The organism is Gluconobacter roseus, from assembly GCF_046058915.1.
In the GTDB taxonomy this organism is placed as follows: domain Bacteria; phylum Pseudomonadota; class Alphaproteobacteria; order Acetobacterales; family Acetobacteraceae; genus Gluconobacter; species Gluconobacter roseus_A.
This window is the reverse complement of record NZ_CP175538.1, coordinates 2,465,710-2,491,123: the sequence shown is the minus strand read 5'-3', so window position 1 is coordinate 2,491,123 and position 25,414 is coordinate 2,465,710. Positions and strand designations below refer to the sequence as shown.

The 25,414-nt window shown below is 61.7% G+C and carries 23 protein-coding genes, 1 tRNA gene and 1 pseudogene; 11 read left to right on the top strand and 14 right to left on the bottom strand.

Annotation, left to right across the window (positions count from 1 at the left end; genetic code table 11):
- Positions 1-27 precede the first annotated feature (27 nt).
- Together moaA and ACJ2A4_RS11710 are read right to left on the bottom strand one after the other, a co-directional pair.
- Entirely contained in the window at positions 28-1,062 is a 1,035-nt protein-coding gene (moaA, locus tag ACJ2A4_RS11715) for a GTP 3',8-cyclase MoaA (RefSeq protein WP_408872959.1), read from the bottom strand.
- On the bottom strand, positions 1,052-2,248 hold the full coding sequence (locus tag ACJ2A4_RS11710) for a molybdopterin molybdotransferase MoeA (protein ID WP_408872958.1): 1,197 nt from the start codon (positions 2,246-2,248) through the stop codon (positions 1,052-1,054). The genes moaA and ACJ2A4_RS11710 overlap by 11 nt, the downstream gene beginning before the upstream one ends.
- Before the next feature lie 169 nt (positions 2,249-2,417).
- Between ACJ2A4_RS11710 and ACJ2A4_RS11705 the strand changes: the two genes are divergently transcribed.
- Together ACJ2A4_RS11705 and ACJ2A4_RS11700 are read left to right on the top strand one after the other, a co-directional pair.
- On the top strand, positions 2,418-3,389 hold the full coding sequence (locus ACJ2A4_RS11705) for an XdhC family protein (RefSeq protein ID WP_408872957.1): 972 nt from the start codon (positions 2,418-2,420) through the stop codon (positions 3,387-3,389).
- Positions 3,386-3,982 carry a nucleotidyltransferase family protein gene (locus ACJ2A4_RS11700; protein WP_408872956.1) on the top strand — a complete coding sequence of 199 codons (597 nt, stop codon included), beginning with the start codon at positions 3,386-3,388 and terminating at the stop codon, positions 3,980-3,982. Before ACJ2A4_RS11705 ends, ACJ2A4_RS11700 begins: the two co-directional genes overlap by 4 nt.
- Positions 3,983-4,018: 36 nt before the next feature.
- Here the strand turns inward: ACJ2A4_RS11700 and ACJ2A4_RS11695 are convergent, their stop codons facing one another.
- Positions 4,019-5,098, bottom strand: coding sequence for a branched-chain amino acid aminotransferase (locus ACJ2A4_RS11695; protein WP_408872955.1), 1,080 nt, complete (start codon positions 5,096-5,098; stop codon positions 4,019-4,021).
- Here ACJ2A4_RS11695 and ACJ2A4_RS11690 point away from each other — a divergent pair.
- On the top strand, positions 5,097-5,342 hold the full coding sequence (locus ACJ2A4_RS11690; RefSeq protein WP_408872954.1) for a hypothetical protein: 246 nt from the start codon (positions 5,097-5,099) through the stop codon (positions 5,340-5,342). The genes ACJ2A4_RS11695 and ACJ2A4_RS11690 overlap by 2 nt on opposite strands.
- 5 nt (positions 5,343-5,347) lie before the next feature.
- Here ACJ2A4_RS11690 and rpsI read toward each other — a convergent pair whose 3' ends face one another.
- Both rpsI and rplM read right to left on the bottom strand, forming a co-directional pair.
- Positions 5,348-5,839, bottom strand: coding sequence for a 30S ribosomal protein S9 (gene rpsI, locus ACJ2A4_RS11685; protein ID WP_062496006.1), 492 nt, complete (start codon positions 5,837-5,839; stop codon positions 5,348-5,350).
- A gap of 10 nt (positions 5,840-5,849) precedes the next feature.
- Positions 5,850-6,323, bottom strand: coding sequence for a 50S ribosomal protein L13 (rplM, locus tag ACJ2A4_RS11680; protein WP_408872953.1), 474 nt, complete (start codon positions 6,321-6,323; stop codon positions 5,850-5,852).
- 326 nt (positions 6,324-6,649) lie between these two features.
- Between rplM and ACJ2A4_RS11675 the strand changes: the two genes are divergently transcribed.
- Complete coding sequence (locus ACJ2A4_RS11675; protein WP_408872952.1) at positions 6,650-8,056, top strand: hypothetical protein; 1,407 nt, start codon at positions 6,650-6,652, stop codon at positions 8,054-8,056.
- Entirely contained in the window at positions 8,053-8,976 is a 924-nt protein-coding gene (locus ACJ2A4_RS11670; RefSeq protein WP_408872951.1) for an SDR family oxidoreductase, read from the top strand. The genes ACJ2A4_RS11675 and ACJ2A4_RS11670 overlap by 4 nt, the downstream gene beginning before the upstream one ends.
- Positions 8,977-9,006: 30 nt before the next feature.
- On the opposite strand, the gene ACJ2A4_RS11665 is transcribed toward ACJ2A4_RS11670, so the two are convergent.
- The gene (locus ACJ2A4_RS11665; protein ID WP_194260406.1) at positions 9,007-10,428 is read right to left on the bottom strand and encodes a mannose-1-phosphate guanylyltransferase/mannose-6-phosphate isomerase; all 1,422 of its coding nucleotides are present in this window, start codon (positions 10,426-10,428) and stop codon (positions 9,007-9,009) included.
- A 240-nt stretch (positions 10,429-10,668) separates the two neighbouring features.
- Here ACJ2A4_RS11665 and ACJ2A4_RS11660 point away from each other — a divergent pair, with 240 nt between their 5' ends.
- Positions 10,669-11,601 (top strand): DMT family transporter, encoded by a 933-nt coding sequence (locus ACJ2A4_RS11660; protein WP_408872950.1) that lies wholly within the window; start codon positions 10,669-10,671, stop codon positions 11,599-11,601.
- A gap of 34 nt (positions 11,602-11,635) precedes the next feature.
- Here ACJ2A4_RS11660 and ACJ2A4_RS11655 read toward each other — a convergent pair.
- Positions 11,636-11,711, bottom strand: a tRNA-His gene (locus ACJ2A4_RS11655).
- A gap of 101 nt (positions 11,712-11,812) precedes the next feature.
- Entirely contained in the window at positions 11,813-12,676 is an 864-nt protein-coding gene (locus tag ACJ2A4_RS11650; protein WP_408872949.1) for an SDR family oxidoreductase, read from the bottom strand.
- A gap of 230 nt (positions 12,677-12,906) precedes the next feature.
- Between ACJ2A4_RS11650 and ACJ2A4_RS11645 the strand changes: the two genes are divergently transcribed.
- The 3 genes from ACJ2A4_RS11645 to ACJ2A4_RS11635 all read left to right on the top strand — a co-directional run bounded on the left by ACJ2A4_RS11645 (position 12,907) and on the right by ACJ2A4_RS11635 (position 16,365).
- Complete coding sequence (locus ACJ2A4_RS11645; RefSeq protein ID WP_408872948.1) at positions 12,907-14,361, top strand: SulP family inorganic anion transporter; 1,455 nt, start codon at positions 12,907-12,909, stop codon at positions 14,359-14,361.
- 91 nt (positions 14,362-14,452) lie between these two features.
- Positions 14,453-15,103 carry a hypothetical protein gene (locus tag ACJ2A4_RS11640; protein ID WP_408872947.1) on the top strand — a complete coding sequence of 217 codons (651 nt, stop codon included), beginning with the start codon at positions 14,453-14,455 and terminating at the stop codon, positions 15,101-15,103.
- Between the two features lie 74 nt (positions 15,104-15,177).
- On the top strand, positions 15,178-16,365 hold the full coding sequence (locus ACJ2A4_RS11635) for an OpgC family protein (RefSeq protein WP_408872946.1): 1,188 nt from the start codon (positions 15,178-15,180) through the stop codon (positions 16,363-16,365).
- On the opposite strand, the gene hflX is transcribed toward ACJ2A4_RS11635, so the two are convergent.
- The 6 genes and pseudogenes from hflX to dusB form a co-directional block, all read right to left on the bottom strand.
- Positions 16,346-17,659 carry a GTPase HflX gene (gene hflX, locus ACJ2A4_RS11630; RefSeq protein ID WP_408872945.1) on the bottom strand — a complete coding sequence of 438 codons (1,314 nt, stop codon included), beginning with the start codon at positions 17,657-17,659 and terminating at the stop codon, positions 16,346-16,348. The two genes, ACJ2A4_RS11635 and hflX, sit on opposite strands and share 20 nt — an antisense overlap.
- A complete protein-coding gene (gene hfq, locus ACJ2A4_RS11625; protein WP_062509763.1) occupies positions 17,656-17,904 on the bottom strand; it encodes an RNA chaperone Hfq in 249 nt (82 codons plus the stop codon). The genes hflX and hfq overlap by 4 nt, the downstream gene beginning before the upstream one ends.
- Before the next feature lie 48 nt (positions 17,905-17,952).
- Complete coding sequence (locus tag ACJ2A4_RS11620) at positions 17,953-19,365, bottom strand: sigma-54-dependent transcriptional regulator (RefSeq protein WP_408872944.1); 1,413 nt, start codon at positions 19,363-19,365, stop codon at positions 17,953-17,955.
- Positions 19,355-21,668, bottom strand: a pseudogene (locus ACJ2A4_RS11615) (ATP-binding protein). Before ACJ2A4_RS11615 ends, ACJ2A4_RS11620 begins: the two are co-directional and overlap by 11 nt.
- A 68-nt stretch (positions 21,669-21,736) precedes the next feature.
- A complete protein-coding gene (locus tag ACJ2A4_RS11610) occupies positions 21,737-22,477 on the bottom strand; it encodes a sigma 54-interacting transcriptional regulator (protein WP_408872943.1) in 741 nt (246 codons plus the stop codon).
- A gap of 24 nt (positions 22,478-22,501) precedes the next feature.
- The gene (dusB, locus tag ACJ2A4_RS11605; protein ID WP_408872942.1) at positions 22,502-23,617 is read right to left on the bottom strand and encodes a tRNA dihydrouridine synthase DusB; all 1,116 of its coding nucleotides are present in this window, start codon (positions 23,615-23,617) and stop codon (positions 22,502-22,504) included.
- Between the two features lie 130 nt (positions 23,618-23,747).
- Between dusB and ACJ2A4_RS11600 the strand changes: the two genes are divergently transcribed.
- Together ACJ2A4_RS11600 and ACJ2A4_RS11595 are read left to right on the top strand one after the other, a co-directional pair.
- Positions 23,748-24,557, top strand: a complete 810-nt coding sequence (locus ACJ2A4_RS11600) for an alpha/beta fold hydrolase (RefSeq protein ID WP_408872941.1) — start codon at positions 23,748-23,750, stop codon at positions 24,555-24,557.
- 4 nt (positions 24,558-24,561) lie between these two features.
- On the top strand, positions 24,562-25,413 hold the full coding sequence (locus ACJ2A4_RS11595; RefSeq protein WP_408872940.1) for a sugar phosphate isomerase/epimerase family protein: 852 nt from the start codon (positions 24,562-24,564) through the stop codon (positions 25,411-25,413).
- The last annotated feature ends 1 nt before the right edge of the window (position 25,414 follow it).

Sequence of the window (25,414 nt, the reverse complement as noted above, 5' to 3'; positions counted from 1 at the left end):
CTGGTCACCGAATTCTGGCCACCAATTCTAGCCGCCGATATAGTTCATCTCGATGCGGCGTCGTGCGGGCGCATCCGAAGAAGCGGCCCGTTCCTCACTATACCTGTCCGTCCGGCGGCGCCACACCCCGCCTAGAAGGTCCCGCAGGGCTGCGTCGTCCGCATCGCTGCGTAAAAGCGTGCGCAGATCCGTCCCTTCCGAGGCGAACAGGCAGGTATAAAGCTGCCCTTCCGATGACAGCCGCGCACGCGAACAGTCCCCACAGAAGGGTGCGGTGACGGAAGAAATGAAGCCGACTTCTCCAGCCCCGTCGCAATAGCGGTACCGCTGGGCCACTTCCCCACGATAATGCGCATCCACAGGCTCGAGCGGCCAGCGTGCATCAATCCGCTCGCGCAATTCACGTGACGGTACAACCTCCGCCCGCTCCCAGTGATTGCGCGTTCCGACATCCATGTATTCAATGAAGCGCAGCACGACACCGCTATGACGGAAGCGTTCGGCCAGAGCCTCAACACCCACATCATTCAGTCCACGTTGGACGACGGTATTAAGCTTCACGCCTCCGGAAAATCCAGCCTGTGCGGCGCTGTCGATCGCATCCAGAACCGGCTCAAGCTGCGCACGGCCGCCACTCATCCTTGCAAACACTGCCGGATCCAGACTGTCGAGACTGACCGTCACGCGGTTCAGTCCGGCCTCTTTCAGATCCCGGACATGACGCTCCAGCAGGACGCCATTGGTGGTCAAGGCAATGTCTTCCACGCCTTCAATGGCAGCCAGACGCGCCACGAGGTCCGGCAGCTTCGGACGCAGCAGCGGCTCCCCACCCGTCAGGCGCAGCTTGCGGACACCAAGCGAGACCGCCACGCGCGCCACACGCTCGATCTCGTCGAAGCTCAAACGCTCTTTCGGTTCCAGAAAGCGGAAATGCTCGTGATAGGTCGCTTCCGGCATGCAGTAGGGGCAGCGGAAATTGCAGCGGTCCATAACGGAAATCCGCAGATCATGCAGCGGACGGCTGAAGCGATCGGTCAGAACAGGCGTCGGGTTACCAGCCATAAAACATCGCAGCTGTTCCGCGAGGGGCGATACCATCACCGCGCGGCAGTTCCACAAATCCGTCCGTGGACGCCAGGAAGCTGAAATCGCCAGAGGTCGGCATCGGGCACGGCGTTGCGAGAGCCTGTCCCGTAGCGTCATGGCGGACTTTGACTGGCAGGAAACGGGTGAGCGTCGGGATCAGATCGGCCTCTGCATCGAGCATGACTGTATAAGGTTCGGGACGGCATAACCCCTGCCCGGCCAGAAGCATGGGCATGACATACCGCACGCCACAGGTCGTGGCGGACACCGGATTGCCCGGCAGACCAAACACGCGCTGTCCCTCTGGCCCCACACCAAACCATAGCGGCTTGCCCGGGCGCTGCGCCACCTTGTGGAAGACCCGCTCCACCCCGATTTTCGACAGTGCCTTGGGAACGTGATCGAACGCCCCCATCGAAACGCCGCCGCTCAGGATCAGGACGTCATGACGCAAGAGCTGTTCGCGCAGGGCCACGATCGTCTCCGCGAGATCATCGGGAACAACGGAACGCTCGATGCAGTTGAACCCGCGCGACAGCAGCGCACCCGACAGGGCGTATTCATTGGAACGCCGGATTTCCCAGTCCCGCACGGGCGCGCTGACATCTACAAGTTCATCCCCGGTTGCGACGATCCCGATGGAGGGAATGCGGGACACCGTGACATGCGCGTGACCATTGCCCGCCAGAACCGCAAGCGCGGGTCCATTCAGACGGCATCCGGGGGCCAGAAGCTCCGTACCCGCCGCACAGTCGGAACCCCGGCGATGGATGAACTGCCCCTTGCGCGGCTCATATCCGTCCTCAAAGCGGATCAGCCGGCCTTCACGAACCAGACGCTCCACCGGAACAACCGTATCCGCCCCTTCAGGTAAAACGGCCCCTGTCATGACTTCAAGACACACATGCCCTTCCGGGAGCGGTTGCCCTGGCGCTCCGGCACGCTGGACTCCATGCGACACCAGCGTCGGGCCGGTGCCGTGACGGAAGGCAATTCCGTCCATCATTACGCGGTCATAGGGTGGCTGGGCGCGTTCGGCGCGGATCGTCTGCTGGAGGATGCGCCCGGCCGCCATCGTCAGATCAACCGTCTCGGTTCCGAAGCTGCCGGCATAATCCAGCACCAGCTCCATGGCCCGTGTAACGCTCAGGAGTTCACTCATTTCCGCTCCGGTCGCTGCCGTGTCTGTTCCGCTGGCTGAAATGCCGACGCTGCATACCCTGCCGATATAGACCTCACGGCCCCCGGATCAACAGTCTGAGGGCGAAAGGGTATGTCATAATCGTCTTTGGCGTTACCCTTATGCCACCAAAGAGCATCAGGGACCCTCCATGACGGCCACGGCACAGTTCTCTCCCCTTCCCCAGTGGCCAGCTTACGGCCTGACAGACGACCTGTTTCCTACACTGGAACGCTGGTCTGCCGAGGGGAAACGCGCAGCTCTGGCAACCCTAGTCAGCATCACGGGGTCATCACCCCGCCCGCTCGGCAGCGAAATGGCGATCTGCGAGGATGGCGAGGTTCAGGGTTACGTTTCCGGAGGCTGTGTGGAAGCAGCCGTGCGCGCAGAAGCACTGGACTGCCTGAAAGACGGACAGCCACGAATGCTGGACTATGGCGCGGGCAGTCCCGTTCTGGACATCCAGTTGACCTGTGGCGGCCGGATCGGGATTTTCGTGCGCGCCCTGCCTGACCTTGCAGCCCATGTCGCCACTCTCAAGGCGGCCCGGGAGACCCGCAGGCCGGTCACACTTCTGACCGATCTTGACACCGGAGCCATGCAGTTCTGCTCGGAAGCCCGTACCACCGGTCTGGAAGGAAGGACGTTCGCCCGCCAGTACCTCCCGCCCCTCCGGCTGATCCTGTCCGGCGGGGACCCGATCACCCTTGCGATCCTGACCCTCTCCGGCCTCATGGGACTCAAAACCATCCTGCTGCGCCCCTACGGCCCGCCCGAGCCCCCGCCCGGCCTGTCACCCGCGCGCTATATCCGTGGCAGTCTGGAGGCCGCCCTTCCCACACTTGCGCTCGATCGCTGGACGGCCGTTTACAGTCTGACACATGACGCCCGTTCTGATCTGACGCTCACTGCTCATGCCCTGAAATCCGAAGCCTTCTGCGTCAGTATTCTCGGAAGCCGGCGCAAGATTCCGGGCCGCCTTGAAGCGCTGAAAACAGCGGGGGTTCCGGAAGTCGCATTCAGCCGACTGCACTTGCCCGCAGGACTGGAGATCGGCGCTCGTACCCCGATGGAAATCGCACTTTCCATCCTGACCCAGATGATTGCGACACGTCCCCGATGATGCACCATTCCGCCCTTCTGCTCGCGGCCGGAGGCAGTACGCGCCTCGGTCGCCCCAAACAGCTTCTGAACATCGGCAGGGTTCCTCTGGTCCGTCATATGGCGGAGCTTCTGCTGGCAACACAGCCCACACGCCTTGTTGTGGTAACCGGCGGCGCAGAAACGGGCGTATGTGAAGCGCTTGCGGGTCTCGACAGTGTCACGGTTCAGAACGAAGACTGGCAGACCGGCCTCGCATCCTCGCTCAGATGCGGCCACCGGGTGCTTGCACAGGACAACGTTCCGCTCCTGATCGCCGGAACGGACCAGCCCCGCCTGACAGAGAGCCATCTCCGCGCACTTCTGGAGCACGGAGCGATCGGGAAAGATGTGGTGACGGCTTATGGCCCGGAGAGCCGTGGCATTCCGGTTCTGCTGAGCCCGGCCACACAGCAGCGCATTGAGGCCCTGCATGGTGACACCGGTCTGCGTCAGCTCTGGAAAAACGCTGAGACCGCTCCGGTGCTCGTCGATGCGCCGGAACTTGCTTTTGACATCGACACACCGGCCCAGCTTGTGGCCGCGATCCGCGCCGGATGGATTGATCCGGACTGAAAAAGCCGGGTTCCTGAGGAACCCGGCCTGTCATTTTCAGGAGATGCGGTGGATCCAGCCATGGACGTCGTTCGTCCGGCCGCCCTGCACATCCGTCAGAGACTTCTTGAGCTGCTGCGAGACCGGTCCCGGCGTCTTGCCGTCACCAAACACGGCCTCGCCCGTCGGGCGCACAAACTTGCCGATCGGCGAAAGAACTGCTGCCGTACCGCAGGCGAAGGCTTCCGTGTACTTGCCCGAAGCCGCACCAGCGAACAGCTCGTCGATATCGACCGGCTCTTCAACCACTTCAATTCCCTGATCAGCAGCAAGCTGGATCAGACTGTTGCGGGTGATGCCACGCAGGATGGTGCCACCCAGCGGCGGGGTGACGATCTTGCCGTCCTTGCGAACGAACATCACGTTCATGCCGCCCATTTCCTCAACGAAGCGACGCTCGCGCGCATCAAGGAACAGGACCTGATCGCAGCCCTTGTCCTTGGCTTCGGCCTGGGCAATCAGGCTGCCGGCATAGTTACCGCCGCACTTGGCCTCACCCGTACCGCCAATGGCAGCGCGCGTGTAGTGTTCGGACACCCAGACGGACACGCAGCCCGAGCTGAAATAGGCGCCCACCGGACAGGCGATGACAATGAACAGATATTCCGTCGCCGGCTTCACGCCGAGGAACACTTCGTTGGAAATCATGAACGGACGCAGATACAGGCTCTGCCCGTCGCCGGACGGCACCCAGTCCTGATCCACGCGCACAAGTTCATCCACGGCCTGAACGAACAGATCTTCCGGCAGTTCGGCCATGCCCATGCGACGGGCAGACGCGGCAAAGCGCGACGCATTGGCTTCAGGGCGGAAGGTGGCGACATGGCCGTCCTTCTCACGATAGGCCTTCATGCCCTCGAAGATCTCCTGCCCGTAATGCAGGACCGTCGAAGCCGGATCAATGCTCAGCGGACGGCGCGGCGTGATCTTCGCATCGTGCCAGCCTTTGTCGGCGGAATAGCTGATGATGGCCATGTGATCGGTGAAGACGCGGCCAAAGGCCGGATTGGCCAGCAGTTCCGTCCGCTTCACGGGATCGATGGGGGTATCGGTCTTTTCAATGATGAAGGTCGTCATGAGGAAAGCATCTTCCGAAGATTCTGGTCTTAAAAACAGCGAACGCACTCTGCCATACATGCCTGACGCTGGCGATATGGAAAGGTTATTTCTTTTGAAATTAATTTATAGACCGAAAGATGCTTACAGCGGCTATTTTGAGGTTTTTTATTTCTCGAAAAATAATCCCATGGCCGTCCCCGTATACCGGGCACAAAAAACCCGGCCATTTCTGGCCGGGTTTTCCGTCGTTCGAAAAGGCTGAAAAAATCAGCGCTTCGAGAACTGGAAGGAACGACGTGCCTTCGCACGGCCGTACTTCTTACGCTCGACAATACGGCTGTCACGCGTCAGGAAGCCGGCAGCCTTCAGGATGCCGCGCAGGCTCGGCTCGTAATACGTCAGCGCACGGGAGATACCGTGACGGACGGCGCCAGCCTGACCGGACAGACCACCACCAGTCACCGTGCAATACACGTCGAACTGGTTGTAGCGGTCGGAAATCAGGAACGGCTGCGTCAGAAGCATGCGCAGGACCGGACGGGCGAAATACGTCGTGACCGGACGGCCGTTGACGATGATGTCACCCTTGCCAGGCTTGATCCACACGCGGGCCACGGCGTCTTTACGACGGCCGGTTGCGTAGGAACGGCCCTGGGCGTCACGCTTGACTTCGTGAACCGGGGCAGCGTTGGAGGTAACGGCAGGAGCAACGCTCGCAAGGTCCTGCAGCGTGCCGGTGCGCTCTTGGGTCTCGGACATGATACAGGCCTTACAACTCGTGGGTTACGGTGTTTTTGCGGTTCATCGCAGCAACGTCCAGCTTGACAGGCTTCTGGCCGTCATGCGGATGCTCGGAACCGGCATAGACATACAGGTGCTTCATCTGGGCGCGCTGCAGAGGACCACGGGTGATCATGCGCTCAACGGCCTTCTCGACAACTTCACCCGGGTTCTTGCCCGTGAGACGCTGCGTGATGGTGCGCTCCTTGATACCGCCCGGATGACCCGTGTGGTAGTGGAACAGCTTCTGGCCGACCTTGTTACCCGTCAGAACAACCTTCTCGGCGTTGATGACGACGATGTTGTCGCCGCAATCAACGTGCGGGGTGAACTGCGGCTTGTGCTTTCCGCGCAGGCGGGTGGCGATGATGGTGGCGAGACGGCCGAGAACGAGCCCTTCGGCGTCGATCAGCACCCAGTTCTTCGTCACCTCCGCTGGCTTCAGCGAACGTGTGGTCTTCATTAGTGACATTCCAGCTTGGGGCACGGCCAGGAGCCGCACCGTGGATGGCGCTTGCAGCGAAAACGATGCCCGAAAGCACCCTTTCCTCCGGCGAAGCGGATCAGGTGGGGCCTTATTGCCGTCCTCAGCGCGCACGTCAAGCCCCGTTCACACATTGAATTATGTGATTCGCAGCAGTTTTCCGCCGTTTTCGGCCATGCGGTATCCAGTTACCGCAACAAAAACGACGTCTGCATTGCCCCCCGGCACGACAATGGTATCCTGCCAACACGCAGACCGTTCGCGCCCGACACCTGTGCGGGACCGTTTCAGACAGGAACATCAACGTGAAAAGACCCTGGCTCACGGCGAGCCTGATTTCGGTAATTGCCGTCATGGGCATGGCTGGCGTGCACCATGAGGCCCATATGGAACTGGTCCGCGGCCTGTCGAGCTTCCGGGCCGCGCTCCCACCGGGCACGACATTCACCTATGGCAGCGCAAAGCCGGCGATTCTCTCGCTGGGCGCAACGCTGACGGACATCACCCTGCGGGACGGCTCCATCACCCTGCGCGCCACCCGGATGCGGCTGGGCCATCCCCGCCCCACGCCGAACGGCGGCCTGTCGATCCGTTCGGTAGAAGTCCGCGAGCCATTCCTTCAGACCCCGACCCAGATCATCCATGGCAGCACCCTCAGCCTGCGCCAGCTGATACTGCCGCCCTCACGCCCGCCAGCAGACGGACAGTCCCGGATCGATCTTGCGCATATTGCCTTGGCCCATGGTCAGGTCGAGCAGTTCTCGGTGCAGAATCTTGCGCCCTCGCCATCGCCCGGTCCGATCAACGTCCACGGCCTGTTTGCCAGCCGCATCACGCTGGACAATTACGGCCCTGCCCTTGTCACCACCCTGCGCAGTGATGGCGCAACCCTTGCCTATGAACGGACCGTCCACACACCGGGGCAGGACCCGCAGCTTGTCAGCGGACAGGCGAGTCTGGAGCGGCTGGATCTGAAACAGAAGGACCTTGCGGCGCAGATTGCGGCTGTATGGGATCATCACCCGCTGCCTTCGCATATGCCTCCCCCGCAGAGCTTCGCCGCCCACAATTTCAGGCTCAGCATGACATCGGGGACAATCCGCCTCGATGATCTGCATGGAACGGGAACCCTCGAGAACCAGACGGCCACTTTGACGCAGGACGTGAAGGGCTTCCATTTCCAGAGTGACGAAAAGCTCCCCTTCCCGATCAACGGGGCGAAGTCGGCCGCTCATTATGTGCAGGTCTCCAATCTGGCGGAACACACGTCACAGACCAATGCGACGCTCACGATCCCCGACTTCATGACGCTCAAAGCCGATGCCCGCATTATCCAGACAGATTTTGCAAACGGCCATTCCGCACCGCAGCAGATTTTGCAATCCACCGCGCTCCAGAACATGACCGTCTCGCTGCAGGGCGACAGGCTGCTCGATACCGGTTTTGCTCTCTCTGCCCGACAGGCCGGAAATGGCACGACCGCGGATCAGCTTCGCCAGAAGAGCAGTCAGGTTCTTCAAGGCGTGCTTTCGGTCAATCCTGCACTGGGCCCTGTCTCGGATTATGTTGCCAATCCGGCAGGCCGTACCCTGACGATAGCTTATGCTTCCAGAACGCCGATGTCCCTGAAGCTTCTCAACGAGGCTGTGTCCTCTCCGGCCGCGATGATGGCCTTTCTCACATCCCCTGACCTGAAAGCTTCTGCAGAATGACGACCGGTGACATTCCGAAGCCCGCAGCCCCGGCAGTTGGTCCGGTCTGCATCATCGGTGCAAGCGGCCGCTCGGGATCGGCGCTCTGCCGCGCGCTTCTGGCCGAAGGTCAGAAAATCATCGCCGTTGTGCGCAGTCAGGGTAATCTTGCACCCGACATCGCCCAGGCCTGCCTTGCTGTCCGTATTGCTGACCTGACGGACAGCACCACGCTTCCACTTGCATTCGAAGACTCAGCAATCGTCGTCAATACGGCCCATGCGCGCCATCTTCTGGCCATTCTGGCGGCCACGAAAGTCCCTGTCGTCGCCTTGGGCAGTACGCGCAAGTTCACGCGCTGGCCAGACGATCATGGACGCGGCGTTCTGGCGGGCGAAGCGGCGCTGAAAGCCGATGGACGGCCTTCAATCATTCTTCATCCGACCATGATCTATGGGGCGCAGGGCGAAGACAACGTGCAGCGGCTGGCCAAGCTTCTGGAACGCCTGCCGGTCATTCCGCTCCCGGGCGGCGGTCGTGCACTGGTGCAGCCCATTGACCAGCGGGATGTGACACGCTGTCTGGTCTCGGCCATTCATCTGATCCAAGAGGGTAAGGTCACAGGCCCGGAAAGCATCGTAATCGCCGGGCCGACTGCGGTCGCCTACCGGACATTCGTACGCATGGTGCTGTATTTTGCAGGCCTTGGCGGGCGTCCCATCATGTCCCTGCCGGGATGGCTGCTGATGGCGCTGTCGCACATAACGCGCCATATCCGCAGGCTGCCACAGATTGCGCCGGAAGAAGTCCGGCGGCTGCTGGAAGACAAGAACTTTGATGTGGGCCCGATGGAAAGCCGGCTGGGTGTCATACCCGTACCGCTTGCCAACGGACTTCATCACCTGTTTGGACGCCGGTCGCATCAGAACCGGGAACCCTGATCCTCAGCGGATCAGGGCCTCCGCACCGGATCAATTGCGGGAATAAACATCCTCGATCCGGACGATATCGTCCTCGCCCAGATAGGGCCCGGACTGCACTTCGATCAGCGTCAGCGGGATCCGGCCCGGGTTTTCCAGCCGGTGCACACAGCCCAGCGGCAGATAGATGCTCTCGTTTTCACGCACCATGAGCTGGTCGGCATCACGGGTCACGAGCGCAGTGCCTCCCACGACAACCCAGTGCTCGGCGCGATGGAAATGCTTCTGCAGCGAGAGCTTCTGACCCGGCTCGACCACGATCCGCTTCACCTGGAACCGGTCTGCCTGAATCAGACTCTCATAGAAGCCCCAGGGACGATACATGCGGTTATGGGCCACTGCTTCCTTGCGTCCTGCCTTCTTCAGGCGGCTGACCATGTGCTTGACGTCCTGCGCCCGGTCACGATGCGAGACCATGACGGCATCCTGCGTCACGACCACGACCAGATCCTCGACACCGGCGACCGTGGCAACAATTCCGTCTGAACGGACATAGCAGTTGCGCGCACCATCGAGGAAAACATCCCCGAACGTGGCATTTCCGGCTTCGTCCTTGGACGTCAGTTCCCACAGTGCATCCCAGCTGCCGATATCCGACCAGCCGAATGTTCCCGGCACCACAGCCGCACGCTTCGTCCGCTCGGCCACGGCATAATCCACGGAAATATCCGGTGCCTGACGGAAGCTCGCGTCATCGAGACGGTCAAAGTCGAGATCGCTTTTGCGGGTCCGGACAGCCTGCCCGACATGCTCGTAAATCGACGGTTCGAAACTCTCTATCTCGGAAAGGAACACGCCGGCCTGCGTAACGAACATGCCGGAGTTCCATAGATAGCGGCCGTCGCGGAAAAACGTTTCTGCCGTAGCAACATCAGGCTTTTCGACAAAGCGCGACACTTCATAAACGTCCTCCAGCCCCGGCAGAGCCGCACCGCTCTCAATATAACCGTACCCCGTCTCGACACGCGTCGGCTTCATTCCGAACGTGACGATCCTTCCCTGGGCCGCAGCGGCGACAGCATGTTCCAGCGCGGAATACAGCGCTGCCTCATCGGTAATGGCTGCGTCGGCGGCCATCACCCACAGAATGGCGTCAGGATCGGTCTCGGCAACGAGGAACGCCGCAGCGGCAATGGCCGGTGCCGAATTGCGACCCACAGGTTCAAGCACGATCCGGGCATCTTCGATGCCGACATCCCGCAACTGCTCTGCCACGATAAAGCGATGTTCGGCATTACAGATCACGATCGGCGCAGCCAGCCCCGCCCGGGCACCCCGCAGCGCGGTCTCCTGGATCAGGGTCTTATCCGACAGGAGCGGCCAGAACTGCTTGGGATAGCTGCTGCGCGAAACCGGCCACAGACGACTGCCTGACCCGCCGGAGAGAATGACTGGAACGATCTTCTGGGACATGAGGGCTTACGCTTTTTCATCCACGTGTATGGGGGCCATAGGGCCTGCCCAAAGGACCGGCACCATACATGAAGGCAGCGGCCTTTCCAATTTGGGCTCCTCACCGCCCCAACTGCATGGACACTCCAAAGGAAGGAGGAAAATGCCAGATATACATTCTGACACATTGACTGCCAGCGTCATGGGGTCTTCTTATTCCTCCGAAAGAGGGCATGGATCTGCCCGCGGAGAAACACATCCATGAAGCAGAACATTTTCTCCTCAGGTATCCTGCTGGCGCTTCTGGGCTATGCCGCTTTCTCGATCAGCGATGCCTGCTCGAAAGGACTCGCCGGGCATCTTGATCCTTTTGAAGTTGCGTTTTCAGGCGGTGTGTTCGGCTTCATTCTGCTGCCCTTCATCCGCCGTCCGGACGAACCCTATTCCGACATCTTCGCGACAACGCGCCCGGGCATGTGGATCCTGCGCGCCGTTTCGACATTCGTTTCAACGGCTGCCAGCGTCATGGCCTTCATGCTGCTGCCCATGCCAGAAGCCCTGTCGCTGATGTTCCTGATGCCGTTTTTCGTTACCATCATCTCCGTGACGATCCTCAAGGAAAAGGTCTCGTTCTGGACCTGGCTTTCCGTCGCGGTCGGATTTCTCGGTGTGCTGATCGTCCTGCGGCCCGGCGCACGGACATTCCATCTGGGCCATGTCTGCGCCATCGTCGCAGCCCTCGCCAATGCCAGCAGCGTCGTGGCGTACCGGCTGGCGGGAGACGGGAGCGCACGGCTTTCCCTGTTCGGATCAAGCCTGTTCGGCCCGCTGATCGGCGACGGCCTGCTCATGATCACCCATGCGTCCTGGCCACATGGCCTGAAGGTCTGGGCCATCCTGTTCGGATACGGCTTTCTCGCCGCTCTGGGTCAGCTTTTCATGATGATGGCCACAGCCGTCGCCCCCGCGAACCGGGTTGCCCTTCCGCAATACAGCCAGATGGTCTGGGCGGTTGCGTTCAGCTACCTGCTGTTTCACCAGCCGCTGGACACCTGGACATTCGTCGGGATCATCGTCGTGACGCTTTCGGGAATGCTGAACTGGATCCGGCAGAAACTGCGCTTCGAGCGCATGGCGCTGGAAGGGCACTGGGAGCACCGGCATCACCATGAGGTCGATGCAGCAAAACCCTAGGACCGATATTCAAATTTTTTGGCGAGAGGATTGCTGGGGCGAATGACGGGGATCGAACCCGCGACAACCGGTACCACAAACCGGCGCTCTACCAACTGAGCTACATCCGCCACACAGCGACGCATTCTCTAGAGGAAGGTGGGGGCTGTCGTCCAGTCCCCTGAAGCAATTTTTTTCATGCTCCAGGTTTTTCCGACGGCCCCACCCCGGATCAGATCACCGGGGTACCACCGGTGACCGCAATCGTGGCACCGGAAACGTAGCTGGCCTCGTCGCTTGCAAGGAAAACATAGGCCCCTGCCAGTTCTGCCGGCTGCCCCGGGCGCTTCATCGGCGTATCGGCGCCAAAGCGTTCCACGTGTTCGACATCCATGGTCGCGGGAATAAGCGGCGTCCAGATCGGGCCAGGGGCCACAACGTTGGAGCGGATTCCCTTCTCGCCCAGCAGCTGGGCCAGACCGCCGCTGAAGTTCTGGATGGCGCTCTTGGTCGCGGAATAGGCCAGAAGCTTCAGCTTGGGCTGATCGGCATTGACCGAAACCGTATGGATCAGCGCACCGCCCCGCGGCATGTGCGGCAGGGCCAGACGCGACAGCCGGAACGCGGAGCCGGCATTGATGTCGAATGTCTTGTCCCATTCCTCTTCACTGACATCCGCCAGTGAGGACCGTTCGATCTGGAAGGCAGCGTTATTCACAAGAATGTCGATCTGCCCGAATTCCGCAACCGTGCGGTCTACGAGTTCCGCACAGATGTCACGGTCCCTCAGGTCTCCCGGTACCAGAAGAGCGCGCCGGCCTGCCTTTTTGATCCAGTTCTCCGTTTCGCGGGCATCATCCATTTCCTCGGGCAGGAAGGAGATCACGACATCCGCGCCCTCACGGGCGAAGGCGATGGCAACAGCCCGTCCAATCCCGGAATCGCCCCCCGTGATGATCGCAATTTTTCCACGCAGCCGGTCATGACCGACATAGCTCTGTTCGCCATGATCGGGTTTCGGCGTCATGAGGGACGTCTGTCCCGGAATGTGATCCTGATGCGGCGTGTTGAACGGCGGGGACGGATAATTGGCCATGATAATCTCCGGATGTGGAATGGTCAGTGCGGTCCCAACGCAGCGACGCCTCCGGATGTTCAATTCGCAACACCAACGTCCTTCCGGAAAGTCTTTGGGGCATTGTCCGTGCCTCATGGTCATTCCGCATCTTCAATCCTGAAGCGAGCCGGGTTACACTGTACGTCTCATTGCCGCGCCGGGCCTGAATACGTCGCACCCTGTTCACGCCCTACGCTCAAGGATCCTGCATGACTCCCGCTCTCTATCGTCGCCAGTGGGCACAGAACCCGCTGCGCGAAGTGCTGGCCGGAATGGTCGGCACCTTTGCCCTTATCCCCGAGGTCATTGCCTTCTCCTATATTGCCGGCGTCTCCCCGGCCGTTTCGCTGTTCGCGTCCTTCGTCATTTCCGTCTCGATCGCCATTTTCGGCGGCCGTCCGGGCATGATTTCGGGTGCGGCCGGTTCGGTGGCTCTGGTCGCAGCACCGCTGGTTCACGCTCATGGCGTACAGGCCATGCTGCTCGCGACGCTGGTGGCCGGTGCGTTTCAGGTCGTGTTCGGTATGCTGCGTCTTCAGGCCGTCATGCGGTTCGTACCCGCCGAAGTTCGCACGGGCTTCGTCAACGCACTGGCCATCATGATCTTCTCCGCGCAGGTGCCACAGATGCTGGGCGTGACCTGGCACACCTATGCGCTGATCGCGCTGGGCCTCGTTATCATCTATCTGCTGCCCCGCCTGTCTGACGCCATCCCTTCGCCGCTGATCTGCATCGTCATTCTGACAGCCATCACGATGCTGCATCCGATGCCGGTTCATACCGTCTCGGATCTTGGTGATCTGCCAACCGGCCTGCCCAGCCTGACCTTCCCGCATATCGCCCTGAACTGGGCCACATGGTCGGTCGTGCTGCCTTACGCATTGGCCATGGCCGCCGTTGGTCTGCTGGAATCCATGATGACGGCCTCTGTTGTTGATGACATCACCGACACCCATGGCGACCAGCGCATGGAATGCACGGGCCTCGGCATTTCCAACATTCTCGTCGGCGCATTTGGCGGCATTGCAGGTTGCGGCATGATCGGCCAGACCGTCGGCAACCTGCGCTATGGCGGACGCGGACGTCTGTCCACCTTCACCGCCGGCGCGTTTCTGCTGGCCCTCATGGTCCTGCTGCATCGCTGGGTCGGGCAGGTTCCAATGGCTGCCCTTGTCGCCATCATGATCATGGTCTCCGCCAGCACGTTCTCCTGGAGCAGCCTGCGCGACCTGACCCGCCATCCGCGCCTGTCCAGCCTGACCATGCTCGTCACCGTCGCCGTGGTCGTCATGACCCACGATCTGGCTGCCGGTGTTGCGGTTGGTGTCATGCTCTCGGGCGTGTTCTTCGCCTGGCACGCTGCAAAACTCCTGCGCGTTACGGAAGAGCGGACGGGCGAGACACTGACATACCGGGCCTCCGGACAGGTCTTTTTCGCATCCGCAGACAGCCTGTCCGATGCCATCGACTACCATACGGATGCCAAAACCGTGGTTCTCGACCTCACCCATGCCCGTTTCTGGGACATCACCTCGGTACAGGTTCTGGAAAAGATCATCGGCAAGCTCCAGTCCCACGGCCATACGGTCGAAGTCATGGGACTTCATCACGACCAGCACGGCATCATCGCCACGCAGTCGAATGAGAGCCTGCTCGCACTGTAAGGGACGGCAGGAGCTGAAATCGCAAAACCGTGCGGATGCCTGACTGTTATAACGGCATCCCCGAGCGATCCGGAGAGACGCGTTGCGCAGCATGATTGATTTCAGTTCCTGGCACAGCCTGCTGGCCACCCTGATCGGGCTGGCGCTTTTCACGCTGATCGGTGTCGGCATCCGTCTGCTGACGATGCTGACCATCCAGCAGCGCCGGGAGCGCATGAACCGCCAGATCAACGAGCGCCTCCGCGTCCTGATGGCCGCCTATCGCACGCTGGGTGGTTCGTTCACCGGCACCCTGCTTGTGGATCCGACGCACAAGCGGGATCTGGGGCCTGACCAGCTTTCCGGCTCGGACCGCAACCGCCGCATCCGCGATGCCGTCGAAGCCGCGCTGTCCGACATCATCCTGCTTGGAACGGAAGAGCAGGTCCGGATGGCGGGCCGCGCGGCCACGGAGCTCGTGGCCGGACGCCCTGTCCCGACCCATGATCTGGTAGTATCCCTGCGTAACTTCATCTGCAAGGCCCTGAACCTTGAAAGCCTGCCCTCCGATCTCGTCCTGCCCGAACAGGGGCCTGCCCGCCCCTCCTCGAATGGTGGAAACAAAGGTGAGGGCAAGGAAGGCGGAAAAGGTGGCGGCGGAGGCGGAGGTGGTGGTGACGGCGGTGGAGGCGGCGGCATGGGCATGCAGGGCGGAACGGACCCGGCCCTGCACCATCCGGAGACGGACAGTCACAGTCTGTAATTCCGTCCAATCTTTAATCCGACCGTAACGAGTCACCCATACCCCTGCCCCCGTACTGACGCTAAGAAGAAGTCATGGAGCCGCCCCAACCGCCCCCAGCAGCTTTAGCGCGCAAGAATCCCCGCGATCACCGTGTGGATGCGCTGCGCGGCATCGCCCTGTTGATGATGCTCGTGGATCATGTTCCCGATGATCTGCTCAACCGCATCACCATCCGTAATTTCGGTTTTGCGGACGCGGCCGAGATCTTCGTCATGCTGGCGGGTTATGCGTCCTATCTGGCTTATGGCCGTCTGATCGACCGGCAGGGCTGGAAAACCGGCATCCACCGCATTTTCGGGCGCTGCGTCAGACTGTATCTGTACCAGACCGGTATGACGCTGGTTTTCGTCTGGACCGTGCGCCAGTGGCGGCATTACCAGCCACTGCCCGAATACACGATCGAGCCCCAGCTTGCGCACGGCTATAGCTGGCTGTGGCGTATCCTGACCTTCGATGCCCTGCCGAGCTATCTGAACATCCTGCCGCTTTACGTCGTGCTTCTGGCGCTATTTCCGCTGATCTACTGGGTTCTCAAACGCAGTGTATGGCTGCTGCTGGCGCTCAGCATCGGTATCTGGGCCATTGCCAATCTGGACCCGCGCATCACCATCCCGAACTGGCTCGATCCCAATGGCTGGTATCTCAACCCGTTCGGCTGGCAATTTCTCTATATCCTGGGGATTCTGGGCGCCGTCTGGGCCTCGAAACACAATGGCGATCTGCCGTATCGCCCCTGGGCCAAAGCCCTGTGCCTGATCTATCTGGCGGGCGCGTTCGTGCTGTGCTTTCCGTATGAATACTGGCACGTCCCGTTTCTGCGGATTTTTCCGGCCCCGCCCGATACCGGCAAATCCACGCTCGCCATCTGGCGCCTGCTGGACATCATGGCGATCTTCTATCTGGTGCAGTCCTCCAAGGCCCTGCGCCGCATTTCAGCCGACCGGATCGGCCAGAGCCTCGCTTTGCTCGGGCGCAACTCGCTGGAAGTATTTGCGTGCAGCACGGTGCTCGACCTGCTGGGTCGGCTGATGTTCGCAAGCTTCGGCATCGATCTGTGGGATCAGCTCGTAATGAATGTAGTCGGCCTTGGCCTGACCTACGCGCTGGCCATTCCACTGGACCGCGCCCGTCAGCGCGCCAGAGCCGCCCGCCTCTCTCCCGGCGCTGCACAGGCTGTGTCAGCGCCCAAAGAGGAAGGTCTCAGGCTTCCGGGCGGATGATCCGGTCCGGGTGAAGCAGTTCGAACCGCTCCAGATCGGCTGAGAAAAGACGGACCTGCACGTCCATCCCGTCTTCGCGATCCGTCCGGCCGACCACTTCGCCATGCTGGTAAAGCCAGGCGAGGGCTGCGCCATCCGTGATCGGAAGACGCACATCCACGGATTTCATGGAACGCGTCAGGTACTGGTCCAGGATCTCGAACAGATCCGGCAGCCCCTCGCCCGTGATGGCCGAGATCGCCACTGCGTTTTCACGCTTCGGCACGGCCTCAACGCCGCCCACCAGATCGGCCTTGTTCAGCACCTCGATCGTGCGATCCGGCCAGTGCGCGTCGAGCATCCCGTCCCGCACCATACCGTCCAGCACGTTGAGCACGTCCGCCCGCTGCGCCGCACTGTCAGGATGCGAAATGTCACGCACATGCAGGATCACGTCCGCCTGCGCTACTTCCTCAAGCGTCGCACGGAAGGCCGCAATCAGTTCCGTCGGCAGTTCGCTGATGAAGCCCACCGTATCGGACAGGATCACATTGCGGCCTGAAGGCAGTCGCAGTCCACGCATGGTCGGGTCCAGAGTCGCGAAAAGCTGGTCCTGCGCGTGAACGGATGCCCCTGTGAGGGCATTGAACAGCGTGGACTTGCCGGCGTTGGTGTAACCCACAAGAGCCACGACCGGAAACGGCACGCGCTTGCGGGAGTCACGATGCAGCCCGCGCGTCCGGCGGACCTGTTCCAGCTCTTTCTTGATCTTTCCGATCCGCTCGGCCAGCATCCGGCGATCCGCTTCCATCTGCGTTTCACCCGGACCGCCAAGGAAGCCGAAGCCACCGCGCTGGCGCTCAAGATGGGTCCACAGCCGCACAAGCCGCGAGCGCTGGTATTCCAGATGCGCCAGCTCGACCTGAAGCACACCTTCACGGGTTGCTGCGCGCGCGCCAAAGATATCGAGGATCAGCCCCGTCCGGTCCACGACCTTGCAGCCCAGGGCCTTTTCGAGATTGCGCTGCTGACCGGGAGACAGGCGCGCATCAATGACGACCACATCCACGTTATCCAGCTTGACCGCTTCGGCCAATTGCTCGACCTGACCGCTTCCCAGCAAAGTCGCCGGACGGCGCGCGCGCAGCAGAATGGCCGCCTGACGCACCACCACAAGCCCGATCGACGCTGTCAGGCCGACCGCTTCCTCAAGCCGTGCATCGGCCGCGCGGATTTCCTCCTGCGGTCCCGACTTCTCCCAGGGCAGGATGACAGCCGCACGGGTTGCAGGTTTTTTGGTGTCGAAACCGCTCAAAGTTCTTCTTCCACAAAATGGGACATGGCCGCCACCGGCATGATCGTGCTGACGGCGTGTTTATAGACAAGCTGCACATGACCATCACGGCGAAGCAGCAGGGTCTGCGCGTCCGACTGGGCAACAATGCCCTGAAGCTTCACGCCATTGACCAGAAAAACGGTCACGGAGGCTTCCGTCCTGCGCAGATGATCGAGAAAGACCTCCTGCACGGCACGCGCAGAAGAGGAAGGTTCTGAAGTCACGCTGTTATCAGTCGACTGAAGGAAAAGGAGAAAAGCCGGCGCTTCATCTCAGCTGCTCACCGGCGTGGAGGCCGCGCCCGAACGCTCGTCATTCGTCGTCACCCCAAGCTGCTTGAGCTTGCGATGCAGCGCACTGCGCTCCATGCAGACGAAACTGGCCGTGCGGCTGATGTTACCACCAAACCGCATGAGCTGCACCTGAAGATACTGCGTCTCGAACAAATCCCGCGCTTCCCGCAACGGCAGGCTCATGACGTCCGCGCCGGAATTGAGGCGCGTCATGGATGGCGCGCCCTGGCTGATGGTGGCCGGCAGCATGTCGGCCCGGATCGGATCATTCCCCGTCCCCGGCATCATGATCAGCAGCCGTTCCATCAGGTTGCGCAGCTCGCGCACATTGCCCGGCCATTCATAGGACTGTAGCGCCGCGAGCGCGTCCACGGAGAGTTCCCGAACGAAAAGGCCCGATGACTGCGCGCAACGCTCAAGGAAATGCCTCGCCAGCCCCGGAATATCCTCACGCCGCTCACGCAGGGACGGCACCCGCAGAGGGACGACCGCGAGACGGTAATACAGGTCCTCGCGGAAGCGATGGGCGGCAATTTCGGACTGCAGGTCGCGGTTGGTGGTGGCGATAACGCGGATGTCCACTTTCACCCGCGTATTGCCGCCCAGCCGCTCGAATGTCTGGTCCTGAAGCGCACGGACGATCTTGCCCTGCGTCTCGGGCGGCATGTCCGCAACCTCATCGAGCAGCAATGTGCCGCGATGGGCCCGTTCCAGCACGCCGCGGCGCATCGGCTGGCCGTTCTCGCCTTCGAGGCCGAAGAGTTCTTCCTCAAAGCGGTTGGGTGCCAGCGTCGCGCAGTTCAGGGCGATGAACGGCCCTTCCGCACGGCGGGAGCGTGCATGGATCATGCGCGCCGCAACTTCCTTGCCCGATCCGGCCGGACCACTGATTAGTACGCGCGAATTGGTGGGGGCGACACGCTCGATCTGGGCACGAAGGGCCGAAATGACGGCACCGTCCCCCGACAGCGTCGTTTCCGGACCCGCCCGCAGACGCAGTTCCGCATTTTCCCGGCGCAGGCGTGCCGCCTCAAGCGCACGGCGCACCACGACCAGAAGCCGGTCCGACTGGAACGGTTTTTCGATGAAATCATAGGCCCCGAGCTTGAGACTGGACACCGCCGTCTCGATCGTTCCGTGACCCGAGATCATCAGCGTCGGCAGGCCCGGCTCTTCGGCCTGGAAGATCTTGAGCAGTTCGATCCCGTCCAGCCGGGATCCCTGAAGCCAGATATCCAGAATCGCCAGCGACGGACAATGCGCACGGAAAAGCTCAAGCGCCTGATCCGAATTGGCAGCCGTCCGGGTCTTGTAGCCCTCGTCGTTCAGAATGCCCTCGATGAGGAACCGGATGTCCGGTTCGTCATCGACGATCAGGATCTCATGTTCCATCTGCTGCCCTCATGCTCTGGTGGTCCGTTCCACCCGGGACATGGCTCTCCTGCTCCCATAACGGCAGGGACAGGGTAACGCGCGTTCCCCGCTGCCCGGTTAAGCCACGGGAGTCGTCTGGTTCCCGATCAGTGAGCTGAAGCATCCCGGAATGGTCCTCCATGATCTTCTTGACGATCGCAAGGCCGAGGCCGGTGCCCTTCGCCTTGTGGGTTACATAAGGCTCGGTCAGCCGGTGGCGTTCCACCGTCGGCAGGCCGATCCCGTCATCTTCTATGTCTAGCAGGACATGCCCGCCGCGAATGTGCAAGCCCACCACAATGTGTCCAATTGGCTGCACTGGCTGTCCGGGAGCGTTTTCTCCCGGTTTTCCGCGGCCTGCCATGCTGATGGCATCGGCTGCATTCTGTAGCAGATTTGTCAGGGCCTGGCCGATGAGTCGCCGGTCACAGCGCACGATCGGCCCTGAAGGCGGCAGTCCGGTCGTCTCGAACACGATTTCGGGATGGGCATTCCGCTGGAGTACCAACGCCTCCCGGCAGAGCCTTGAGAAGTCTTCCGGCTGCATGACGGGCTGCGGCATCCGCGCAAAGGCGGAGAACTCGTCCACCATCCGCCCGATGTCTCCAACCTGCCGTACGATCGTGTCCACAAGCTGGGTGTAGGTCTCGGGATCGGAATGGATTTCCTTGAGGAAGCGCCGCTTGAGACGCTCTGCCGCAAGCTGGATCGGGGTCAGCGGATTTTTGATCTCATGCGCCACGCGACGCGCCACATCCGCCCAGGCCGCCTTACGCTGTGCGGACTGAAGATCCGTGATGTCATCGAAGGTCACGACATAACCCGCGACATCCTGCCCCCGCAGTTCCGCCACAACACGCACAAGAAGCGTGCGTCCGGCACCGGCTCCTGCGCCGTCACCCGGTCCGCCCGGGCGCTGTGCGCCTTCCGTATCCACTTGGATTTCAGCGGTATGGACACGCTCGGGCGCCATACGGGCCGCATCGAGCAGCGTCGAGAACTCCGGCACCCGGTCCGTCAGCTTCATCCCGATGGCAGGCTGGAGATCACGCTGGAGCACGCTGGATGCTGCCCGGTTTGGCAGTTCGATGACCTGCATCCGATCCAGCCCGATCACGCCAGCCGAAACGCCTGCCAGCACGGTTTCGGTAAAACGGCGGCGTTCGTTGATCTGGTCGTAGGCCTGCATCAGTTCGGAACGCTGGCTTTCGAGCTGGTCCGTCATGCTATTGAAAGCGCGGGACAGACCCGTCACCTCGTCATCCTTATCCCGTCCTGCATCTTCGGGGACCGGAACGCGCACACCAAGATCGCCCTTGGAAATCCGCTGTGCGGCAAGAATGAGCAGGCCGAGCGGATTGGCGATACGGTTGGCCAGCGCCAACCCGGTCAGCATTCCGACGGCCAGCACCAGCAGGCCCATCAGAGCGAAGATAACTGCGAACAGGACCTGCGTTTTGCCGCGATTGGTGATCAGCCGCTGGTAATCCGCCACCAGTGCATCTGTCCGGCGCATGTGTTCCACGACATCCGGATCGACCGGGCGCGTGATGACCAGCATGAGGCCGGAATTGCCGCCCAGTGCCACCACGGCGCGCACTTTCCGCTGGTCGGGACGGTCAAGAATGACTGCCTCGCCGTGCTGCGCCAGTTCGACGACCGATTTTGGTGGCAGGGGCGGCGCAGTCGTCATGTCGGCATCGCTGCCAAGAAGGCCACCGACCGCCAGAACCTTGTAAGTCAGCGGATCGAACACCTCTGCATCCGTCAGACCACGCTCGGTAACCTCATCGTCCAGGAATTCCTGAAGACGGGCGGGGTCGTGAAAAAGATCGATCCCGCGGGAGAAAAGCTCATCGTTCTGGACGGTGATCAGCGTGTTCGCGAGCGCGAAGGCCTCGGTCCGGGCATTGTCATTGTGTTCGCGCAGATAGCCGACTGCGACAGACCGGGCCTCGGTCAGGGCATCATTCACACGGTTGGAGAACCAGATTTCCACACCGTAATGGAAGAACAGCGTCGCCACTGCACCCACCACGATGGTTGGCGCAACCGCAACAATCCCGAACAGCGTAATAAGTCGGACATGCAGACGTGCGCCGGCCAAACCAAGCCTGCGTTCGGCGACCATCCGCCCGATCTGCACCACGGCCGCCGCTGCAATCAGCATGAGCATGATGAAGTTCGAGCAGGAAGACGATCGCCTGCACCTGCGGACGATGCGCCAGAGACATGCCGCCCGACAGCACGACGAACGTCGCAAAGGCGAGCACCAGCGCCATGACTGTCAGAAGAACCGCCCCATTGGCACTCGTCAGCCTTGCGAACAGGCGCCTCAGGGCAGGAAATCTCACTCGTCGATGCCTTTCGGGATCGTGATGTCGAGCTCACGGATCCGCTTGTGCAGGGTATTGCGGTTCACACCCAGGATGGCGGCGGCGCGCAACTGGTTGCCGCAGGTCCGGCGCAGGACCATTGTGATCAGCGGTCGTTCGACCTCGCCCACCACACAGGCATGCAGATCACCCGCCCCGTTTTCCAGATCGCCCTCAAGATATTCAGATAAAGGCCGTTCCAGCGCCCGCTCCAGCCCACGGGGACGCGCAGTGCCCATTCCGGCTGCCAGACGACAGACCGCGCTGATCCGCTCCGGCCCCAGACGCTGCGCCGACGGCAGCGCCGACAGCCAGCGATGCAGGGCGGCGGACAGCCCACCCTGTCGGAGCAGAAGAACGGGATCATGCCGGCTCCCCGCAATCACACGCAGATCCGTGTCCTCCTGTGCCAGCCAGTCCATGAACCGGTCCTGCATCAGCGGGCACAGACAGTCGATCTCATCCAGCAGCAACGTGCCGCCCTGCGCCTGCTGAATCCAGCCGGCCTCGCCGTTGCCAAAGAGCGCCGCTTCACGCAGCGCACGCGGCGTGGCGGTCAGGGCTGCAATCACGAACGGATTCTGCGCACGCGGACTGTGACTGTGAAGCCGCCGGGCGACGTCCTGCCGGTCCAGCCGGGACGCCCCATACAGAAAAACCGGATGGCAACCCTGCTCGACCAGACCTGAAGCGGACGGCTCCGTCATGGTTGCCATAAAAGCGCGGAGCGGCTCACGCCCTCACGCCGCTTCACGCGTGCCGTCGCGGCTCAGACTGCCCGTCGGGCCAGCCTCACGGTTGCGCACGACACCGGCGTCGATATGGCGGTCATAGAATGCGGTCAGCAGCGCAGTGGCCTCGGCGGCGCTCTCGACACCATTGATGGTGGAGCGGAACGTCGCAGAGCCCGGCAGCCCAGCGGAATACCAGGACACATGCTTGCGCGCGAGACGCAGGCCGGGCCGCTCACCGAAATGGTCGAGCATCATCCGGTAATGCCGCAGGGCGATTTCTTTCTCGGTCGCCAGATCCGGGTCCGGTACATCTTCACCGGTCCGCAGGGACTGGGCCACCTGTGCCGTAAACCAGGGCCGTCCGTAACAGCCCCGCCCGATCATGACTCCATCGGCCTGAGACTGATGCAGCGCCTCACGCGCGTCACGGATGGTGTTTATATCGCCATTGACGATGACCGGCAGCGAGACCGCATCCTTCACCGTTTTGACGAAACGCCAGTCCGCCGTGCCGTTATAGAACATCTGCCGCGTGCGACCATGGACCGTCACAAGCCGGATGCCGCTCTCTTCCGCGATCTTCGCCAGACGCGGTGCATTGAGCGAATTGTGGTCCCAGCCCATGCGCATCTTGAGCGTCACCGGCACATTCACGGCCCGCGCAGTCGCTTCGAGCAGCTTTCCGGCCAGAACCTCGTCCCGCATCAGCGCAGAACCAGCCATCTGCCCGATCGCGACCTTCTTCACCGGGCAGCCGAAATTGATGTCGATGAGGTTCGCGCCCCCATCCACCGAAATCTTCGCCGCCTGCGCCATGGCCTCGGGATCACATCCGGCCAGCTGGACCGCATTCGGCCCGCGCTCAGCCATCCGCGCCATGCGCATGGTGTTCTCGTTCTCGCGGATCATCGCCCAGGACGCGATCATTTCCGACACGACAAGCCCTGCCCCGAGATCGCGGGCAAGCTGACGGAACGGCAGATCCGTGACACCCGAGAGCGGAGCAAGGATCACCGGATCCTCGATCACCACGCCCTGCCCCAGATCGATGGGTTTCAGAACACGGTTCGGGGGTGCTGCGGCAGGTGCATCAGAGGCGGCGGAAGGAGCAGAAGCAGTCATGGCAGGGTCAATTTACCGTCCTGCTCCCGCAAGCGCAAACGCTCCTTTGCACGCAACCCGCCCCCATGTCCGTGCGCTATGACCCGGACAGTCTTCACGCCCCTTTCCGCCACCCTTCATGGAGAAGAGCATGCCGCACATCACGACCAGCGACAGAACCCGCATTCATTACGAAGAGCAGGGACACGGGCGCCCCCTCGTCATGATCCACGGCTGGACCTTCTCGGGGCGCTTCTTCCATCGCAATGTCGGCCCGATCTCCGAACAGGCCCGCGTCATTACCGTCGATCTGCGTGGTCACGGACGTTCCGAAAAGCCGCAGCATGGCTACCGGATTTCCCGTCTCGCCGCCGATCTGCGGGACCTTCTGGTTGCGCTGAACCTTCAGGATGTCACGGTTCTGGGTTGGTCGCTGGGCTGCCCGATCATCTGGTCATATCTGGAACTGTTCGGCACCGAACGCATCCGCAATGCTATCTTCGTCCAGCAGACCCCGAAGCAGTATTATTCCGCCGAGTGGAAGCTCGGACACGCCGCCTGCTACGATCAGGCCGGTCTGACAGCCGTGCAGCAGCAGCTCACCCTGACGCCCGAAGAGTTCGACAAGGGCAATCTGGAAAGCTGCATCTGCCATCCGCTCCCGGACGATGAAAAAGCCTTCCTGCTCCGGGAAATGGCACAGAGCCCGGCTTATGCCCGCAGCGCCATGATGGCCGATCACACAACGCAGGACTGGCGCGACATCATCCCCCGCTTCGCCATTCCGGCCCTGATGATGATTGCGCGCAAGGACAAGGTTCTGAACCCGGAAGGGCCTGCCTGGGTGGCACAGCACATGCCCAACTGTCGGGGTGTGGACTTTACGGACAGCGCCCACATGATCTTTCTCGACGAGACCGAGAAGTTCAATCGCACCGTTCTCGATTTCATGAAAGGCTGAACCCATGACGACACTGCCCTTCAGCTTCGGCATGAATGAGTTCACGACCCAGCCCTGGTCGTTCGAGGAAGACGTCACCCGCTATTGCGAGCTTGGCGTGGATGCGATCGAGATCTGTGAAGCCAAACTTGATCAGAACCGCATTGAAGAACAGATGCGCCTTGTGAAAGAGAGCGGCCTGACCGTCAGTGCCGTGCAGCCTGCTGTCCGCACCTTTTTCGGCAGCGCCATGGTGCCCGAGCCCGGCGCGACTGAAGCCCGCGTTGAACGCCTGACCCGGAGCCTGAAGACGCTGGCCCCGCATGTGCCGGGCAGCGTTTTCGTCACTAATACCGGCGCACCACCCAAGGGCAATATGCGCCGCACCATGGACGAGACGGTGCGCTATCTGCGGGACCTCTGCCCACTTGCGGAAGATCTGGGCGTCTCCCTGTCACTGGAACCGCTGAACCCGACCTCGGTGAATACCGAAAGTGCGATCTGGACCATTGAACAGGCCATGGACATCATCGATGGCGTTGGACACTCCGCCATGGGTCTGTGTCTGGATTACTGGAACATCTGGCAGCAGAAGGACGTCTGCGCGGCCATCCGTGCTGCGGGTAGCAAGATCAATGTCCTTCAGGTCAGCGACTGGCGCACGCCCTATTCCGCCGCGGACCGTCTGATTCCCGGCGATGGCTGTATCCCGCTTCATGAAATGCTGCATGCCACATGGGATGCGGGTTTTCGTGGCGCCTGCACGGTGGAAATCTTCTCGTCCGGCGTACCGGACAGTCTTTATGACCGCGACCTGAGCGAAGTCATCCACTTCTGCCGCGAAGGACTGGATCAGGCCTGGGCGAGCGCGTCCTGAT

What these genes read in the sequence shown, in the direction of transcription:
- moaA (WP_408872959.1), bottom strand. Translation starts at nt 1,062, where the DNA reads ATGGCTGGTAACCCGACGCCTGTTCTGACCGATCGCTTCAGCCGTCCG.
- ACJ2A4_RS11710 (WP_408872958.1), bottom strand. Translation starts at nt 2,248, where the DNA reads ATGAGTGAACTCCTGAGCGTTACACGGGCCATGGAGCTGGTGCTGGAT.
- ACJ2A4_RS11705 (WP_408872957.1), top strand. Translation starts at nt 2,418, where the DNA reads ATGACGGCCACGGCACAGTTCTCTCCCCTTCCCCAGTGGCCAGCTTAC.
- ACJ2A4_RS11700 (WP_408872956.1), top strand. Translation starts at nt 3,386, where the DNA reads ATGATGCACCATTCCGCCCTTCTGCTCGCGGCCGGAGGCAGTACGCGC.
- ACJ2A4_RS11690 (WP_408872954.1), top strand. Translation starts at nt 5,097, where the DNA reads ATGAGGAAAGCATCTTCCGAAGATTCTGGTCTTAAAAACAGCGAACGC.
- ACJ2A4_RS11695 (WP_408872955.1), bottom strand. Translation starts at nt 5,098, where the DNA reads ATGACGACCTTCATCATTGAAAAGACCGATACCCCCATCGATCCCGTG.
- rpsI (WP_062496006.1), bottom strand. Translation starts at nt 5,839, where the DNA reads ATGTCCGAGACCCAAGAGCGCACCGGCACGCTGCAGGACCTTGCGAGC.
- rplM (WP_408872953.1), bottom strand. Translation starts at nt 6,323, where the DNA reads ATGAAGACCACACGTTCGCTGAAGCCAGCGGAGGTGACGAAGAACTGG.
- ACJ2A4_RS11670 (WP_408872951.1), top strand. Translation starts at nt 8,053, where the DNA reads ATGACGACCGGTGACATTCCGAAGCCCGCAGCCCCGGCAGTTGGTCCG.
- ACJ2A4_RS11665 (WP_194260406.1), bottom strand. Translation starts at nt 10,428, where the DNA reads ATGTCCCAGAAGATCGTTCCAGTCATTCTCTCCGGCGGGTCAGGCAGT.
- ACJ2A4_RS11660 (WP_408872950.1), top strand. Translation starts at nt 10,669, where the DNA reads ATGAAGCAGAACATTTTCTCCTCAGGTATCCTGCTGGCGCTTCTGGGC.
- ACJ2A4_RS11650 (WP_408872949.1), bottom strand. Translation starts at nt 12,676, where the DNA reads ATGGCCAATTATCCGTCCCCGCCGTTCAACACGCCGCATCAGGATCAC.
- ACJ2A4_RS11645 (WP_408872948.1), top strand. Translation starts at nt 12,907, where the DNA reads ATGACTCCCGCTCTCTATCGTCGCCAGTGGGCACAGAACCCGCTGCGC.
- ACJ2A4_RS11640 (WP_408872947.1), top strand. Translation starts at nt 14,453, where the DNA reads ATGATTGATTTCAGTTCCTGGCACAGCCTGCTGGCCACCCTGATCGGG.
- ACJ2A4_RS11635 (WP_408872946.1), top strand. Translation starts at nt 15,178, where the DNA reads ATGGAGCCGCCCCAACCGCCCCCAGCAGCTTTAGCGCGCAAGAATCCC.
- ACJ2A4_RS11620 (WP_408872944.1), bottom strand. Translation starts at nt 19,365, where the DNA reads ATGGAACATGAGATCCTGATCGTCGATGACGAACCGGACATCCGGTTC.
- ACJ2A4_RS11610 (WP_408872943.1), bottom strand. Translation starts at nt 22,477, where the DNA reads ATGGCAACCATGACGGAGCCGTCCGCTTCAGGTCTGGTCGAGCAGGGT.
- dusB (WP_408872942.1), bottom strand. Translation starts at nt 23,617, where the DNA reads ATGACTGCTTCTGCTCCTTCCGCCGCCTCTGATGCACCTGCCGCAGCA.
- ACJ2A4_RS11600 (WP_408872941.1), top strand. Translation starts at nt 23,748, where the DNA reads ATGCCGCACATCACGACCAGCGACAGAACCCGCATTCATTACGAAGAG.
- ACJ2A4_RS11595 (WP_408872940.1), top strand. Translation starts at nt 24,562, where the DNA reads ATGACGACACTGCCCTTCAGCTTCGGCATGAATGAGTTCACGACCCAG.